This window comes from Afipia sp. P52-10, from assembly GCF_000516555.1.
Classification (GTDB): domain Bacteria; phylum Pseudomonadota; class Alphaproteobacteria; order Rhizobiales; family Xanthobacteraceae; genus P52-10.
Genome location: NZ_AZSJ01000004.1, coordinates 1 through 15073, shown reverse-complemented (window position 1 = coordinate 15073; position 15073 = coordinate 1). Strand labels below are relative to the sequence as shown.

Here is a 15073-nt window from a genome sequence, read left to right as displayed (position 1 = left end):
CGGCCGGACATGGAGCGCTACTTCAGGCCGGGCGCCTGGCAGGCGACGGCGTTTGCGCAGCTTGCCGGCGCGACGGTGGAGCGAAAGGAGCATGTTGCCGAGGAGGAGCGCTCGGTTGAGGACCTGCGCCGCGAGCGGCGCTGGCTGGCCCGGCAGAAGCTCGAACTGCTGGAGCTTTACGATCTGCATTTGCGGCTGAAGCTGAAGGCGCTCGATCCCTCGCAGAGATCGGATCATTACCTCTATCAACCGCGCCTACCGAAGGGCAATCCCGACGGCGGAGAGTGGACGCGTGAAGGAGGGGGGAAGCGGAGGCAGTCGGCTACGTTCAGATTGCCAATCTTCGAAGTGGAAGAGGCGGGATCAATGATCGGCAAGTGATCTCCGATGCCGATCCGGAACCGCCCCTGAACGGCCCAACGGCTGCAAGGTACAGGGATCCAAGCAATCCTAACGATCCAAGCAGACCCAATTGGCGGAATTTTGGGGGCGGCGGAGGCCCTAGTGGGTCTGGAGGTTCGCCTTCCACCTCCCCAGGTAGCGGAGCGGCGAGGGCAGCGATCGAAGCTCTGGCTAAAGAGAATCCGCTTTTTAGAGCGGGCCTGAATCGATACCGAAATTCGGATTTAACGGAAGCGGGACGGGCGCTCACAAAACATCCGGAGGTGATTGGCGCCACGAAGGATACGCTGCGGTAGACGCTGCGATCTGACCCGTCGATCTGCGGCACATACGGCTCTGGCCAATATCGTGCGCAACGGAATCACGGCAACGCTCTACCGGCCGAGATTTGGGCAAGTCATTGATATTCGAATTCCTGGAGGATTCGGCGCGCGATGGTATGCTAACGGCAAGTTTATTACGTTCCTAAATCCGAGGAGATGAGCATGGACTTTTCCAAGGCTCAATGGTGCAAAGCCGGCGATGTTGATCGGGAGTATGCTCTTTTCGAACTCATTTATGAGGACGTGATCTTGCTGGACGTCGGATACTCCGACGATGGCGTGTTCGAGATCGCATTCGACGAGGGTATCGCGAACAAAATTACCGATTGGGACAGTTTCTCTCGAGTCATCGAATATGGCAGGCGACTCGCCGACGCTGATAAATGACCCCCGAGGGCGGTTATCGCCGTGCCGATGACCGAGTGCCAGATAATATGACCACGCTCTACTACTGGCAGGACGCTTATTGGCTGAGGGGTAGGCGCTAGCTGGCGCTCGATCGGCGATCGCACGGTGACGTCGCGGATCAATCCGAAGACGCGGGTGCGCAAGCTGCATCAGGTCGATCTCTGGGAAATCTCGATCGTCACGTTCCCGCTGCTGGCGGGGGCGCGTTCACGCAGCGAAGGCAGCTTCCTCCCGGAGAAAACCTTCACCGGCGCGGACGCGCGCCGAGACTGAGTGGGGACGGCTCGGGCGGGCGCCCCGCCGGGCGTTCTGTGTTCGCAGCCTGCGGTGAAGTCTGCCGCGCGCAACAGCGACACGCAGCGCGCTTTTGGTGCGCGCCCGACGCGCGAGGCTATCCGCCGCGGACTGGGGCTTGGCCGATGAGCAGCATCAATGACCGATGGGAGGCGCAGCAGCGCAGTTACAGCTGACACGATCGTGTGAAATGTCTTTGCGAATGGCCTGTCGCGCTTCGCGTATTCATCGACGATTGAGGGTGCGACGTTGTATCTCCGTCCGTTCATGTTCCAGACAGATTGGTGTTCGTATCGTCGATGTCGAAGCGTGGCGTGACGCTTTCGAAACGTGTCTGATGAGCTATTGAGGCTCGTTAAGTGCCGTTTGCCGTGGAAGTGCGTGGCGGGGGCTGGATGTCTGACGACGAAAACTATACTAGCGATTTTGTGCCGTTTGGTACGTTCAGATTCTCGGAGGAAGCAGTCGAACTGATCGAGGATTACGTGCGACGTATCAAGCATATGCAGAGGCCGGGCAGCTTTGCTGTCGTGGTCGAGTGGGCGGACGACCGGCGCTCGCGCAATGTCGACGGTGTCTCTTGGACGTCGCACGGACCAGGCCTTTGTTTGCATACGGTTGATCTTTTCGCGATGCCTCCCGAGGCTGCCCAAATTTTCGAAAGCGCGGTCGTTGCGATCAGGATTCCTGCGTTCATTCGCGAACGATGCAAAGAGTGCTGCATCGACGTTGATCCATGGACCTTGCCTGATTCGGCTGATCCCAAGTCGCCAATGCCGGGAATGGGGACGATCGGCTTGATTGCGCTCTAACACTCTACGCTCGTGCATCCTTGCTCACGACTCTGTAGGCTGATGACCGTCAAGACCACTGAACCGAACCGCGCGCGGATGTATGGCGTCTGCGCGCTTTCCTTTTCACTATTCACCAGGAGACCTGTATGGACATTGACATTCAAGACCAGGCACCGGAGCGCAAGGCCGGTATTTCCGCGGACACGCGCGCTGTGCATGACGATCTTTCGCGAACATTCGAGGAGTTCAAATCCAGTAACGATGAACGCCTGTCGGCTTCGCATGCCGATGTGTTGCTGGAAGAGAAGATCGCCCGCATCAACGATGCACTCGATCAGAAGATGAAGCAGTTCGATGATATGGCATTGCGCAATGCGCGACCGCATCTGGAAAGCTCCCGCCGCGTCATGTTCGACGGTGCCACGCGGGAGCACAAGAGCGCGTTCAATGCATACGTCCGGGGTGGCGAGACCGGCGTGCTGCGGCAACTCGAGACCAAGGCGCTTTCGGTCAGCTCCAATCCGGATGGTGGTTATCTCGTTCCGGTCGAACTCGAGCACTCGATCAGCGCGCGGCTGCGGACCATCTCGCCGATCCGCTCTATTGCATCGGTGCGCGAGATCAGCGGCAACATTTACAAGAAGCCGTTCATGACGGCGGGGCCCGCTGCGGGATGGGTCGGAGAGACCGACGCACGGGCTCAGACCGCTTCGCCAACGCTCGATGCACTCTCGTTCCCGGCGATGGAGCTCTACGCCATGCCGGCGGCGACCGCGACGCTGCTGGAGGATTCCGCTGTCAACATCGATGAGTGGATTGCCTCGGAGGTGGAACTGACCTTCGCGCAGCAGGAGGGAACGGCCTTCGTCACCGGCGACGGCGTGAACAAGCCGAAGGGATTCCTGAGCTACTCAACTGTCGCCAATACCTCCTGGAGCTGGGGCAATCTCGGTTATATCGCCAGCGGCGAGGCCGGGGCATTTCCCGAGGAAGATCCGGCCGACGTGCTGATCGACCTCATCTATGCGCTCAAGGCGGGCTACCGCCAGAACGGCTCGTTCGTCATGAACCGCAAAACGCAGGCGACGGTGCGTAAGTTCAAGGATGCCGGTGGAGCCTATTTGTGGCAACCGCCCGCGCTGGCCGGCGGGCGCGCGACGCTGATGTCGTTCCCGCTTGTCGAAGCTGAAGACATGCCGGACATTGGCGCGAATTCGTTCTCGGTGGCCTTTGGCGACTTCATGCGCGGCTATCTGGTGGTGGATCGTCAGGGCGTGCGCGTGCTGCGCGATCCGTATTCCGCGAAGCCCTATGTGCTGTTCTACACCACCAAGCGTGTCGGTGGCGGCGTGCAGGACTTCGATGCGATCAAGCTGGTGAAGTTCGCGGAAAGCTGATCGTCGACAGCATTGACGGATGCGTTCGAGGGCGCCGCTTGTGGCGCCCTTTTTCTTTGCCTGCCCGTGACGGCGCTCGCACCGCTGACGGCTGGGACAGGCCCAGTTTTTTGGCTGACGGAGAGCCTTCGCTTCTTCCCGCACGGGTGAGGCAAGGCTGCGTCAGCTCACCCTTTCATATCCTGATTTTGAAAGCCCATTCATGGAAGAGCGAGAAGACGCGTGGTTGCGGAATCCGCAGTCGCGCTATTTGCGTCCGGATTTCGAGCGCTACCTGCGGCCGGACCGCGATCGTTATCTTGAGCCGCACGCGCAGGATGACTGCCTACCACGCCATGTCCGTTTCGCGCCGGCGACCATTGCGCGCGAGATAGAGAAGGTCCGCGAACAGCGTGCGATGCTGGCCGAGATCTTGCGCGAGAAGCAGGAGCTCGCGGCAATCAAGGTCAAGCTCGCTCTCTTGCGCGGCATGCGGCTGCTGTTGAAGGCGCGATCACCGTCGGATTTCGATCCTCGGCGTTCGCATTACAACCCCAATCAACCGCGCGTTCCTAGAGGGAATCCCGATGGTGGCGAATGGACGGCTGCCGGTGGTGGGAGTGGAGCGAACCGTGAAGGCTGGATACAGGTCGCGCAGGTTGGCGCTCCGCCTGGCATTGGGCACAACTCCGGGGATCCTCCGGAAATTCCAGGGAGTCGGCCTAACGATAGCAAGGAGCGCACAAGCTACATTCGATCTATTGGTGAGTGGCTCGTTAAATACGGAGGAGGCCTTAGTGCGATTGCCTATCTTGGAGCCTTAAACAATATAGAGTGGCTTAAGGGGCATCAGGATAATATTCAGGCCTCCGTCAACCTCCCAAGACGCTAGAGGAATTGCAGCAGGATGTGTTGGAGCCGAGACCCGGTTACCAAATTCATCACATTGTTGAGCAGACTGGTGCTAGAAACGCTGGGTTCTCCAATGAGACGATCAACGCTCGAGATAACCTCGTTAGGGTGTCCACGATTAGGCATATTGATCTTACCGCTTGGTATGCGCGGCACAATGCCAAATTCGGAGGGCTTTCCCCCAGAGAGTATTTGAAAGATAAAAGCTGGGAGACGAGGCGTAGAGTTGGTCTATATGCTCTCCGAAAATTCAAGATAATGCGGTGATCTCATGCCTAAATCTCTTAGTGCAATAAGTACATTTGAACTTGTTGAAAGTTTTCTGTCGATCACCCTCCAGCAGTATGAAGCGGAGCGGCATTATAAAACGCGGAAATACAATCGGTTATACGATGAAATGGAGACTGTGAAAGCGGAATTGAAGGGCCGTGCCGGTGATCAACGCCGCGCGCTTCTACCTTTGCTCCAGCATCCAAATGTGCAGGTTCGGCTCATGACTGCAATCGCCTTACTGGCTGTCGAGCCTGATCGGGCGAAGGCAACCCTCGTGGAAGTCAGCGATGCTATGGAAGTGGCTCAAGCAGCCGACGCAGCGATGATGTTGGAAGCCCTTGAGGAAGGGGAATACATTCCAAGTTGAAGTGATCTTGAGGCTGCTTGGACGAATGTTTCCGAAGATAATGAAAAGCGCCACCTGCTTCGATAGGTTTGATCAGGACAGCTGAGCATCTCGATGAACTGAAGACGTTTTTCTTCGCTCCGCAGGGGCAAGAGTGGTTCTATTGAGGTTGCGTGAGTTCGTGCTTGATCTGCATGGGACGTCCGCTGGTTTCTTTATCCTCTTTGCCGAAGCGTGAAAGGCCGTGAAAGACTTCATCGAGACTGACGGCGAGCTTCCCAAGAGCATTGAGTGGCTAGCAAGCGAAGATGTTCCGCTTGAGGCGTTTTCGGATTAGTAGCCGTATACGACCTGCATTTGGTCTTGCCGGAGGGGTCTTGCTATAATCGACCGCCCCAGCCGCGTGCGGTCTGTACGATCCAGTCGCGATAGAGTGAGAAGGGCGTAACGCCCGTCATGCCACCGCAACCGGCGGTGCCGTTTGGCCCGGTGGACCAACTGACGACACCGATCAGCACGCTGCGGCCTTGCTGATCCTCGAACACAGGCCCGCCTGAATCGCCGGTGCAGGCGCCAAGACCATCGCGCTTGCCGCCGGTCAGCGGATCGACCAGCCGAATCTGCAGTGTGCCGGGCTGGCCCGTCGTAACCAGGCTGGCCGCGCGGACGATGCCGCCGCTTTTGCCATCACCGCGTACGGTAACGCCGATGCCGGCGACGGTGAATCGGCCGCCGACGGCAATCGGGATGCGCGGCGTCCCGAGTTGTGCTGGCTGCCGTCCAGCGGCGACCGGGTTCGCAAGCCTGAGCAGCGCAACGTCGGCAGTGGCCCGATGCGCCAGCATGGTTTGCAGATTGAACTGCGGGTGGGTTGCGACTTGCGCCACGTCGCGCAACTGCGGCGTCCGCTGCGCGTCATATTCGACAATTTTATAGGTCGCGCCGCTCTGCACGCAATGCGCGGCGGTCAGCACGATCGCCGGCGCTATCATTGTGCCGCTACAGAAGTTGCCGCGCGAGCCGACGATGGTGACGACGCTGCGGCCGACGCCATCGGCGCTTGGCGCGCCGCCGCCGACGATAGCTGAGGCTGGGGATACCAGCAGCAGGCTGGCGACGACGGCAAAGAAGCTGGAACAGGATCGAAGTGCGCTCATGGTTCAGGGATGAACCTTGCCGCGCGCATCCTGTCAATCATTCACTTTACACGAGGACTTGATGTCTGCCTTCCTTCTGACGCCCCCGGCGACGGAGCCTTTGACGCTGGCTGAGGCCAAGCAGTTTCTTCGTGTCGAGCACACCGAAGACGATGCCATGATCGTCTCGCTGATTGTGGCCGCGCGAACACAGGTCGAAACCATGGCGCGCAGCGCTCTGATCGCGCAGACGTGGCGTTTCGTACGCGACGCATGGCCGCAAGATGGAAGGATCGCCCTGAAGCGCGGCCCCTTGATTTCCGTTCAGGCTGCACGGGTGCTCGACGGCGAGAGGGCGAGCATAGACATCGATCCCGAGACATTCGTCTTGGACAAAGCGTCGTGGTCGCTCGCGGCGCCAGCCTGGACGTTACCCATCCCCGGGCGACGGATTGCCGCCATTGAACTCGATGTTGTGCTCGGCTTTGGCACCACGGAAACGAGCGTGCCGGAGCCATTGCGGCAGGCGGTCCGGCAGCTGACGGCGCACTGGTACGACAATCGCGGCCTGATGCAAGGGGTGGCGGCGATACTGCCCGGACTCTGGCCGCTGATCGCTCCCTATCGGGCGCTGTCACTGTGAATGGCGCGACGGGGGAGTGCACAAATACCCTGCGGCAGGCCGTCCGAATGGCTCTTGTCGAGGATGGAGGCGTATCGGTGGTTCTCGGCGGGCCGTACATTTACAGTGACGTGCCGGTGAATGGCATCTATCCCTATGTGTCGCTGGGAGAGATCGAGCCCGCGGGCGACCGAGACGACGAGTGGCAGCTCACAGTGCATGCTTGGAGCCAGGGGCGTCAAGGCGATGCGCAGGCGATCGCTGGAGCTTTGCTTGGCGCTCTCGATGATGCTCCGCTGAGGATTGAACAAAACCGGTGTTTCGAACTGCGGTTCTCACTCGCGGACATTCGCCGCGAGAAGCGGCGCGTTTATCGCACTACCGTCGTGTTCAGGCTGCGGTCAGGCGAAGCAATTCTTGGAGGGAATAATGCAGACGAATAGCGCAGGTGATTTGCGCCGGCGTATCGCGTTCGACCGACGCGCATTGATATCTGACGGTTATGGCAACACGCAAAACGCGTTCGAAGAGCAATTCGTCGCCTGGGCCAAAGTCGAAGAACAGCTTGGTGCAGAGGTTATGGTTGGCGGATCGTCCCGAGATCGCCGACCTGTCCTGATCACCGTGCGTCAAGCCGCTTCGACGCGCGCAATCGCTGTCGACTGGCGGGCTCGAGATGTCATATCCGGGGCACATTACGCCATCCGCTCGATCGCTGACGTTGATGGCAAGGGCGAGTGGCTCAAGGTCTCTGCGGTTACAGACTTGCCGATCTAAAGCTCGCGGCGTGCGAAAAGCAGTTTGTTGCTTTGTCCAATGACACTCGAAAGCGGCGTTGAGCCGTACAATGAGGAATGATGAGCGGTTTCGACGAAGAGCTTCGGCGTTATCTGGAAAACCTGTCGGCCAAGCTGGTACGAGACATGTCGGCATTCGTCGCCGATGAAGCCGACGATTTGCGGGCAGCCATTGCGGCAAACATCCCGGCGGACGCTCCGTCCGAGCTTGCGGATTCGGTGCATGTGCGTCGAGGCCGGCAAGATCACACGTTAGACGTGACCGTCGGCGGAAACGAAGAGGAAAACCACGCTGCGCTCGCTGCTGAATATGGAACCGAGCGGAATGCAGCACAGTCCTATTTTCATGCGACGGTCGACGATTGGGCGGATGGATACGCGCGGCGAGCGGAGCAGGCGTTAGCGGAGGCGTTGTCGGAGCATGAGTGATACCGATGCGCTGTTGTTGTTGCAAAGGGCGATTGTCGATCGCCTCAAATCGTCTCCAGCGATTGTTGAGCTTGTCGGAGACCGTGTGTTCGACGATGTTCCCCCGGCGGCGTTGAAGCCATATATCTCCTTGGGTCCACGGCGCGTACTTGTTGAAGCCGCGGCAGAATACGAGGGATCAGACAGCCGCTTGCAGATCGATGGCTGGTCCGAAGCCGTCGGCATGGTGGAAGCGCAGAAGATTGGGTGTGCCGTGCGCGACGCGCTCCACAATGCTCCCTTGGATCTCGGGGATGGTCAGCGGCTGATTTCAATCGATTTTCAGCGTGCGAATTATCTCAGGACGCAAGACGGACAGACGAAGCATGCGGTCTTGCTATTCCGAGCACGCACCGAACCGTCGAACTAACCTTCATTTCTCACCTGTCATGCCCCGCGGGGCTTTTTTACGGAGGCCGACATGGCTAAGCCGACCACAAATCGTTGGTCGAAACTCTCGATCTGGCCAGGCGATGGAGCTGATCCGGAAGACTTCACGTCGAAAGTCTGCGGGCTGACCTCAAAAGGGATCGCTTTCTCGGCGGACACATCCGATGCCGTGGTCGGCGACTGCGATGATCCGGATGCGCCAACCTGGACGGAGAGGGTGACTCGATCGTTGTCCGCCGGCGTGAACGGTTCGGGACTTCAGGCCGATGAGACTTTTCCATTCTGGAATAATTGGTTTCTTTCCGGCGAGGCGAAGAACGTTCGTATCGTGCTCGACACGGCAGCGCCCGGCTATTGGCAGGGTCGTTTTCTGCTGACGAAGTATGAGGTCACGGGAAATCAGGGAGACGGAAAAATTCAGTCGTCGTTGTCTTTGGTGTCTGATGGGCCTGTCACATGGGCGAACGGCGCCCCATGAGTGCAAACGGAACGCGAACCATTGTTTGGTCCCATGGCGAGGATCAGTTCTGTATCGCGAAAGTCGGCTTGATTCTCGACCTTGAGGAGAAATGCGGAGCCGGGATAGCGGCGATCCTGCAGCGCCTGGCGGACGGTACATGGCGACTCAATGATGTGCGCGAGACTATTCGGCTCGGCTTGATCGGCGGCGGTATGTCGCCGGAGAAGGCGATGGCTGCGGTCAAAAATCACGTTGATGAAAATCCATTGGCTTCGAGTGTGCTGATTGCTTACGCGGTGATCGAGGCAGCGTTGGTGCCGCCGAGAGGGGACGACGTGGGAAAAGAATTGCCGGCGGAGGTGATGCAGGCCGGCTTTATCACTCCAATGGACGCCTCCGACGTTCGGAAATCCTGAGTTTGGGGCAGGGACTCGGGTGGACCCCACGACAGACCGATGACGCGACGTTGTGGGAGATCATCGCCTGCGTCGATGGTTATAACCGCGCTAACGGCATGGAGGAGATGCCCGCGATGATGGGGGAGGAGTTGGAGCATATGATCGAGCGACATCGTCTGATCGTTCGCTAGAGGAATAGCGATGGCAATACCTGCTTTGACGATTCCAGTCGGGATCGATCTTGCGGCGTTCGAGAAGGGGATGGAAGTTCTCAATGCCCTGACGCGCCAAAGCGCAAAATCGACCCTGGAACAGTACCGGCTCATGAATGTTGAGCTCGCTAAATCGAGTCAAACGTTGGCATCCCTTGGATCGGGAGCGACAGGGAAGAAGCCCGACGCTGAGGCGAAGGGAACAGAAGCTGTCAAGAAAGCTGCGGAGACACGGCCGCTGCTTGATTTCATAAAGGAAGCGCAAGCTGTCGATAAGGCACTCGAGAATGCTGCGGTTAAGGGACTGAAGAGTTTCGAAACCGGAATCATCGGCGTCGTCATGGGCACCAAAACGTTGAAGCAAGCCTTTAGCGAGATGGCGAAGGGCATTGCCGAAGACCTTATGCGTATCGCTATTCGGCGCGCGATAACAGGGCCAATTGCGAACGGGTTGCTTGGCGCGTTCGGTGGCAACTTTGTCAATGGATACGACGTTTCACTTACTGGGGGCGTTAATCCCTTTCCGCTTCCTATCGGCAGCAACGCCGAAGGTACCGACAATTGGCGAGGAGGTCTGACCTGGGTCGGCGAGCGCGGGCCGGAGCTTCTGAACTTGCCTCGCGGCGCGCAGATTATCCCGAATGACGTCGTTCGTCATATGGGAGGAGGCGTCACTGCTCCGGTCGCGATTTCGATCGACGCGCGCGGTGCGGATCAAGCGGGTCTTGCCCGACTTCAACAGCAACTCGCAAAACTGGAAATATCGTTGCCGTACAAGATCAGGCAGGTAGTCCAGGATCGACCGAATACGCGATGGTGACCGCAATGGCATTGAGTGAGCCTGTTGATTTCCTTGCTGACTGGCCTGGCTGGATCACGTCGTTCGAGCCGATGCATCGGCAAGAGCAATCGCGTGTCGCTGGCGGCCGAACCTATGTCAGGGACATGGGACAGCCGCTCTGGCGAATGACAGCACAGTCGAAGACGCTGACGCCAAACCAGCTCGATCACTGGCGCGCGAAACTGAACGCGCTCGGCAACGGTTTCGGCACATTCATCGGCTACAAGCTGTCCCGGTGCTATCCGATCCTGTATCCTAACGGCTCCTGGCCGACGGGTGGTGCGTTCTCCGGTGCGACGGCAGCTGTTCACACCATCGGTGGTAACAACAAGTCCCTGCGCGTGAAGCAGCTTCCGGTCGGTTACATCTTCAGCGTCGGCGACATGATCCGGATTGGCGCTGCGGATCTGTACGAGGTCATGGAGACAGCCGCCGCTGATGGCGCCGGTATTACGCCTCCAATTGAGGTGCGGCCACATTTCTGGCCGGGGACCGTTGTGGATGCGGTCGTGTCGGTCAAACGCCCGCATTGCATTATGGCGCTGGTGCCTGGCTCGGTTTCGGCAGATGCCGATTTGTCCGGCCGCGGTAGCATCAGCTTCCAAGCGGTGGAGGCACGCTGATGCGTTCGATCTCTGCGGAGAATTTGGCGGCGCTGCCGGCTCGCAAGTTGGTGCTTGCCGATTTACTTTGGATAGAGGTGCGGGATCGTTCGACCGGTGATCGGGTTGTGGAGGGACAGTGGTCCGGCGTCGGACAGCGCGGCATGCAGGTGATCAACCCGCGTACCGGCGGTGTAGAGACCCGCACGTTCTACGGCACGTATACGCTGACGGAGATTTCTGACATCCCGCTTGTGCATAACATCACCGTGCAGACCGTCACGGTGAAGATGTCGCAGATCAACGCGCGGGTCGAGGAGCTTCTGCGCCAGTACGATGCCCAGCAGGCACCGGTGCAGATCTTCAGGACGCTGTTCGATCCGGAGACCATGCAGCAGGTTGCGCCGGCTATGCCGCGCTTCCTGGGCTTTGTCGACAAGATCGAGATCAAAACCCCGGCCGAGAATGAGGACGGCGGTGTCAACCTGACGTGCAAGTCGCATACGCAGGAAATGACCCGGTTCAATACCGACACTCGTTCGCACGAATCCCAACAGTTGCGACTGCCGGGTGATGCGTTCTTCCGGGATGTGGCTGTCGTCGGTGATTGGGAGCATTTCTGGGGCAAGGTGAACGGCAAGCTCGAAACCTCGCCGGGCATCAAGGCGGCGACGAAGGGATGAGGCAAGCCACGCGCGCCGATATCGGCGCGATGGTGGGTCTCTTAAAGGAACATCATGCTGAGCAGGCATTCCCGTTCTCGTTTGATCCCGCCGCTGCGGGCGCCGACCTGACGCATGCGATTGGCGATCGGCATTGGCTGTGTCTGGTCGCCGATCGAAGCATGTTCCTGGGGCACTGTTATCGGCCGCCACTGGTATCGGTCATGGTCGCCAGTGAAATCATGCTGAAATGCAGTCGTCCTGGAACTCGGCGGCTGTTTGTTGACGCGTTCGAACTGTGGGCGAGGGAGCGGGGCTGCCTGCTTGTGACGCTCGCAACCACCCACTCCATTCCAGCCTTTGGCCGTCTGTACGGCCGCGACGGATATCGCCTCGCTGAGGCGCAGTTCATCAAGGTTCTCTGAATGCCAATTTTCACGGGTATTGGCGCGCTGATCGCTACGGTCGGCTCGTTCTTTGGCGCCTCCTTCTCCGTTGGCACTTTCCTGCTCAATGCTGCCGTAGGCGTCGGTCTGTCTTTGGTGTCGCGCCTGCTGGCGGGTACGGCTGCGCAGAACCAAGGGGCGCGCGTCGGTGGTGTCCAGGGCAAGCTTCAGGCAGCTGGCGATCTCGCACGTTCGTTTCCGTTGGGGTTTAGCGTTACGGCTGGATCGCTTGTCTATGCCAATACGTGGGGCAAGGACGGCGACACGCCCAACGCTTATTTGACGCAGGTGATCGCGGTCAGTGATCTGCCGACGACGCTGGCGCGGATCTATGCCAACGGCGTGTCGACAACGATTCTGACAGGTGAAGCGCATGCTGACTACGGCATTCCGGTCGAGCAATATCGGAAGGACGGCAAGGATCATCTCTGGATCAAGTTTCACGACGGCACGCAAACGACGGCCGACACGTTCCTCTCCAACTCCGTGGCGAGTGCTGAACGGCCATGGGGGCCAGACCGGATCGGCAAGGGCATCGCGTATGCAATTTGCACTGCGCTAATCAATGATGAACTGTTCACGGGCTTCCCTCAGCTCCGGTTCGAGCTCGATGGCGTCAGGCTCTACGATCCATCGCGTGATGACACTGCGGGTGGAACCGGCTCGCAGCGCTGGTCCGATCCATCCACCTGGGGCGGAGACGGCGATAACCTGCCGGCGGTGCAGGCCTACAACGTGCTGCGTGGCATCAGCTATGGCGGACAATGGCTTTACGGCTTGCAAGGGGTGTCGGCTGCTCAGCTACCAAGCGAAGCGTGGATTAACGCCATCAACGCCTGCCGCGACCCGATCGAGGGAGCGAGCGGACTGGAACCGAGTTACCGAGCGGGCATGGAGCTGCTCGTCTCGCACCAGATCGGTGATACCCTCGATGTGCTGATGACTTCATCTCAGGGGCGGCTCGCCGAGATCGGCGGCACCTACAAAATGCGCGTCGGTCCGCCTGGCGCTCCGGTCCTGATCTTCACTGACGAAGACATCATCTCCACCGAAGAGCAGACCTTTACACCGTTCTTCGGCTTGTCAGAGACGGTCAACGGCATCTCGGCGAGCTATCCGGAGCCGGCCGAGGGTTGGAATATGAAGGTCGCGCCACCGCTGCTGCGGACCGACCTCGAGGCTATGCATGGCGGCCGGCGCCTGCTGTCGGAGATCAAGTTCGACGCGGTACCCTACGTGGAGCAGGTGCAGCGTTTGATGAAATCGGCGCTGCTCGAAGCTCAACGCGCCCGCCGGCATACCTATAGCTTGCCCCCGATGTTCTGGTTGCTGGAGCCGGGCGATGTCGTTGCCTGGTCGAGCGCTCGCAATGGCTATGTCACCAAACTGTTTCGCGTCGACGGAGCGATCGACAAGGCCAATCTGGACGTGATCGTGGATCTGACAGAAGTCGATCCGTCAGACTATGAGTGGAACCACGCAACCGACTTCCGTCCAGTCCCGCGCAACCCGATCGTCTTCGTGCGACCGTCCGCACAGGCCGTGCTGGATTGGTACGCAGAAGGTGCCACGGTATACGATGCCAACGGTCTTGCTCGGCGTCCGGCGATCCTGCTGGAGTGGAACGGCACCGTCACCAGCGATATCGCCGCCATCCAGTTCGAGGTTCGCGAAGGCTTCGGAACCATGGAGATCGTCCATCGCGGGCGCTCCGAGAACGTCGCCGCAGGTTCGATCCTGGTCTCACAGAACCTGCTGCCGAATACGTCCTATCAGGTGCGCGGACGCTACATTCCGGGCAACCCACGCGACACGCTCTGGTCGGATTGGATCGCTGTCACAACGCCGAACATTCTGGTCGGCGGGAAGGACATCGTTCAAAGCCTGCTTTACCAGATGCAGGAGTTGCAGGACGAGATGGACCGGCGCATGTCGCTGGTCGAGAACGGCATGCAGACTTCCGCCAACTCGTCGGCCCGTAGCATCCGCGACAACACCCGGCTGCGCGGCCAGACGGTCAAGATGGTTGAGCGCGTTGAGCTGCGGGTTGATGATGCAGAGGCGTCTATCGAGGATGTGCGCGAGCTGGCGGTCAGCAATGAAGGCGCCATCGCCAGCCTGAGTACGAGCGTCGATGCTCGCTTTGCTACCACAAACGCGAACGTGACGATGAATGCCGAGGCAATTGCTGCGCTCGACTTCTCGTTCGGCCAGTACCAGGTCACGGTCAACGCGCAGCTCGGCAACCTGAGCAGCCGCGTCACCACAAACGCGCAAGCCATTGCTGCGCTCGACTATTCGTTTTCACAGTATAAGATCACGGTCAGCGCACAGCTCGGCAATCTGACCAGCAGCGTGACGGCCAACGCGACAGCCATTGCGCAGCTCGACCATTCGTTCTCGCAGTATCAGGTGACGGTGAATGCGCAGCTTGGCAATCTGAGCAGCAGCGTGACCACCAATGCCACGGCGATCGCCGGCATCGGCGCGCAGTACACCGTGCTGCTGGATGCCAACGGCTATGTGTCCGGAACCAAGCAGCTCAACGGCGGTCCGGGCGCGTCGTCGTTCACGGTGCTGGCCGACTTCTTCCAGGTTGCCAAGCCTGGGGTTGCGGGCGGCGCGCCGGTGCCGGTGATCACGCTCGGTACCGTGAACGGTGTGCAAAAACTGGCCTTGCGCGGCGACATGCTTGCCGACGGCACGATCACCGCGCGAAACATCCTGGCGGGCTCAATTACGGCCGACAAGATTCAAGCGAACTCCATTGGTACAAACCAACTTGCGGTGGGTGGCGTCGATATCACCAACCTCATCGCTGGTGCTGCAACGCAGGTCACGTCTCATGATGGCGGCGCGCTCAGTCTGACGGCGCCCGGGACGTTGTTCGATCTTGTTTCCAGTGGTCCAG

Annotated in this window: 21 protein-coding genes; 20 read left to right on the top strand and 1 reads right to left on the bottom strand. The window is 59.4% G+C overall.

The genetic code is table 11. The annotated features are described in order from the left end of the window. The first annotated feature begins 9 nt into the window (after positions 1 to 9). The 7 genes from X566_RS15065 (at position 10) to X566_RS15035 (ending at position 5149) form a co-directional block, all read left to right on the top strand. Positions 10 to 381 carry a hypothetical protein gene (locus tag X566_RS15065; protein ID WP_034468956.1) on the top strand — a complete coding sequence of 124 codons (372 nt, stop codon included), beginning with the start codon at positions 10 to 12 and terminating at the stop codon, positions 379 to 381. A gap of 506 nt (positions 382 to 887) precedes the next feature. Further along, entirely contained in the window at positions 888 to 1112 is a 225-nt protein-coding gene (locus tag X566_RS15060) for a hypothetical protein (protein ID WP_152539924.1), read from the top strand. 126 nt (positions 1113 to 1238) lie between these two features. After that, positions 1239 to 1406 (top strand): HK97 family phage prohead protease, encoded by a 168-nt coding sequence (locus X566_RS24370; RefSeq protein ID WP_244434798.1) that lies wholly within the window; start codon positions 1239 to 1241, stop codon positions 1404 to 1406. A gap of 416 nt (positions 1407 to 1822) precedes the next feature. Further along, positions 1823 to 2239, top strand: coding sequence for a hypothetical protein (locus X566_RS15050; protein WP_034468951.1), 417 nt, complete (start codon positions 1823 to 1825; stop codon positions 2237 to 2239). 128 nt (positions 2240 to 2367) lie between these two features. Further along, entirely contained in the window at positions 2368 to 3618 is a 1251-nt protein-coding gene (locus X566_RS15045; protein ID WP_034468948.1) for a phage major capsid protein, read from the top strand. A gap of 202 nt (positions 3619 to 3820) precedes the next feature. Then, positions 3821 to 4489 (top strand): hypothetical protein, encoded by a 669-nt coding sequence (locus tag X566_RS15040; RefSeq protein WP_034468945.1) that lies wholly within the window; start codon positions 3821 to 3823, stop codon positions 4487 to 4489. A gap of 291 nt (positions 4490 to 4780) precedes the next feature. Further along, a complete protein-coding gene (locus X566_RS15035) occupies positions 4781 to 5149 on the top strand; it encodes a DUF2019 domain-containing protein (protein WP_034468942.1) in 369 nt (122 codons plus the stop codon). Between the two features lie 359 nt (positions 5150 to 5508). Here X566_RS15035 and X566_RS15030 read toward each other — a convergent pair whose 3' ends face one another. Beyond that, positions 5509 to 6285 carry a trypsin-like serine protease gene (locus tag X566_RS15030; RefSeq protein WP_034468939.1) on the bottom strand — a complete coding sequence of 259 codons (777 nt, stop codon included), beginning with the start codon at positions 6283 to 6285 and terminating at the stop codon, positions 5509 to 5511. Positions 6286 to 6346: 61 nt separating this feature from the next. Between X566_RS15030 and X566_RS15025 the strand changes: the two genes are divergently transcribed. From X566_RS15025 to X566_RS14970, 13 genes are all read left to right on the top strand, one after another. Continuing rightward, positions 6347 to 6907, top strand: coding sequence for a head-tail connector protein (locus tag X566_RS15025; protein ID WP_034468936.1), 561 nt, complete (start codon positions 6347 to 6349; stop codon positions 6905 to 6907). Between the two features lie 47 nt (positions 6908 to 6954). Beyond that, positions 6955 to 7329: a DUF3168 domain-containing protein gene (locus X566_RS15020; protein WP_051444293.1), complete on the top strand. Its 375-nt coding sequence runs from the start codon at positions 6955 to 6957 to the stop codon at positions 7327 to 7329. Next, positions 7316 to 7663, top strand: coding sequence for a head-tail adaptor protein (locus X566_RS15015; protein ID WP_034468933.1), 348 nt, complete (start codon positions 7316 to 7318; stop codon positions 7661 to 7663). The genes X566_RS15020 and X566_RS15015 overlap by 14 nt, the downstream gene beginning before the upstream one ends. Before the next feature lie 80 nt (positions 7664 to 7743). Next, positions 7744 to 8112 (top strand): HK97 gp10 family phage protein, encoded by a 369-nt coding sequence (locus X566_RS15010; protein ID WP_160170483.1) that lies wholly within the window; start codon positions 7744 to 7746, stop codon positions 8110 to 8112. Then, a complete protein-coding gene (locus X566_RS15005) occupies positions 8105 to 8521 on the top strand; it encodes a DUF3168 domain-containing protein (RefSeq protein ID WP_051444222.1) in 417 nt (138 codons plus the stop codon). Before X566_RS15010 ends, X566_RS15005 begins: the two co-directional genes overlap by 8 nt. 51 nt (positions 8522 to 8572) lie before the next feature. Beyond that, the gene (locus X566_RS15000; RefSeq protein ID WP_034468930.1) at positions 8573 to 9019 is read left to right on the top strand and encodes a phage tail tube protein; all 447 of its coding nucleotides are present in this window, start codon (positions 8573 to 8575) and stop codon (positions 9017 to 9019) included. After that, a complete protein-coding gene (locus X566_RS14995) occupies positions 9016 to 9417 on the top strand; it encodes a gene transfer agent family protein (RefSeq protein WP_051444221.1) in 402 nt (133 codons plus the stop codon). Before X566_RS15000 ends, X566_RS14995 begins: the two co-directional genes overlap by 4 nt. Before the next feature lie 2 nt (positions 9418 to 9419). Beyond that, positions 9420 to 9590: a hypothetical protein gene (locus tag X566_RS25035; RefSeq protein WP_160170482.1), complete on the top strand. Its 171-nt coding sequence runs from the start codon at positions 9420 to 9422 to the stop codon at positions 9588 to 9590. Positions 9591 to 9600: 10 nt separating this feature from the next. Beyond that, positions 9601 to 10431, top strand: coding sequence for a phage tail tape measure C-terminal domain-containing protein (locus tag X566_RS14990; RefSeq protein WP_034468927.1), 831 nt, complete (start codon positions 9601 to 9603; stop codon positions 10429 to 10431). Further along, positions 10425 to 11075: a hypothetical protein gene (locus tag X566_RS14985; RefSeq protein WP_244434797.1), complete on the top strand. Its 651-nt coding sequence runs from the start codon at positions 10425 to 10427 to the stop codon at positions 11073 to 11075. Before X566_RS14990 ends, X566_RS14985 begins: the two co-directional genes overlap by 7 nt. Positions 11076 to 11098: 23 nt before the next feature. Then, complete coding sequence (locus X566_RS14980) at positions 11099 to 11737, top strand: hypothetical protein (RefSeq protein WP_343213087.1); 639 nt, start codon at positions 11099 to 11101, stop codon at positions 11735 to 11737. After that, on the top strand, positions 11734 to 12141 hold the full coding sequence (locus X566_RS14975) for a hypothetical protein (RefSeq protein ID WP_034468921.1): 408 nt from the start codon (positions 11734 to 11736) through the stop codon (positions 12139 to 12141). The genes X566_RS14980 and X566_RS14975 overlap by 4 nt, the downstream gene beginning before the upstream one ends. Further along, a partial coding sequence (locus X566_RS14970) for a phage tail protein (RefSeq protein ID WP_051444220.1) occupies positions 12142 to 15073 on the top strand: 2932 nt, incomplete at its 3' end.

Bases quoted from the DNA above. Each gene is read 5' to 3' on its own strand.
- X566_RS15000 (WP_034468930.1), top strand. From the start codon at position 8,573: ATGGCTAAGCCGACCACAAATCGTTGGTCGAAACTCTCGATCTGGCCA.
- X566_RS14995 (WP_051444221.1), top strand. From the start codon at position 9,016: ATGAGTGCAAACGGAACGCGAACCATTGTTTGGTCCCATGGCGAGGAT.
- X566_RS14985 (WP_244434797.1), top strand. From the start codon at position 10,425: ATGGTGACCGCAATGGCATTGAGTGAGCCTGTTGATTTCCTTGCTGAC.
- X566_RS15025 (WP_034468936.1), top strand. From the start codon at position 6,347: ATGTCTGCCTTCCTTCTGACGCCCCCGGCGACGGAGCCTTTGACGCTG.
- X566_RS15015 (WP_034468933.1), top strand. From the start codon at position 7,316: ATGCAGACGAATAGCGCAGGTGATTTGCGCCGGCGTATCGCGTTCGAC.
- X566_RS15035 (WP_034468942.1), top strand. From the start codon at position 4,781: ATGCCTAAATCTCTTAGTGCAATAAGTACATTTGAACTTGTTGAAAGT.
- X566_RS15040 (WP_034468945.1), top strand. From the start codon at position 3,821: ATGGAAGAGCGAGAAGACGCGTGGTTGCGGAATCCGCAGTCGCGCTAT.
- X566_RS15010 (WP_160170483.1), top strand. From the start codon at position 7,744: ATGAGCGGTTTCGACGAAGAGCTTCGGCGTTATCTGGAAAACCTGTCG.
- X566_RS15065 (WP_034468956.1), top strand. From the start codon at position 10: ATGGAGCGCTACTTCAGGCCGGGCGCCTGGCAGGCGACGGCGTTTGCG.
- X566_RS14975 (WP_034468921.1), top strand. From the start codon at position 11,734: ATGAGGCAAGCCACGCGCGCCGATATCGGCGCGATGGTGGGTCTCTTA.
- X566_RS15020 (WP_051444293.1), top strand. From the start codon at position 6,955: ATGGCTCTTGTCGAGGATGGAGGCGTATCGGTGGTTCTCGGCGGGCCG.
- X566_RS15005 (WP_051444222.1), top strand. From the start codon at position 8,105: ATGAGTGATACCGATGCGCTGTTGTTGTTGCAAAGGGCGATTGTCGAT.
- X566_RS15045 (WP_034468948.1), top strand. From the start codon at position 2,368: ATGGACATTGACATTCAAGACCAGGCACCGGAGCGCAAGGCCGGTATT.
- X566_RS14990 (WP_034468927.1), top strand. From the start codon at position 9,601: ATGGCAATACCTGCTTTGACGATTCCAGTCGGGATCGATCTTGCGGCG.
- X566_RS15060 (WP_152539924.1), top strand. From the start codon at position 888: ATGGACTTTTCCAAGGCTCAATGGTGCAAAGCCGGCGATGTTGATCGG.
- X566_RS15050 (WP_034468951.1), top strand. From the start codon at position 1,823: ATGTCTGACGACGAAAACTATACTAGCGATTTTGTGCCGTTTGGTACG.
- X566_RS15030 (WP_034468939.1), bottom strand. From the start codon at position 6,285: ATGAGCGCACTTCGATCCTGTTCCAGCTTCTTTGCCGTCGTCGCCAGC.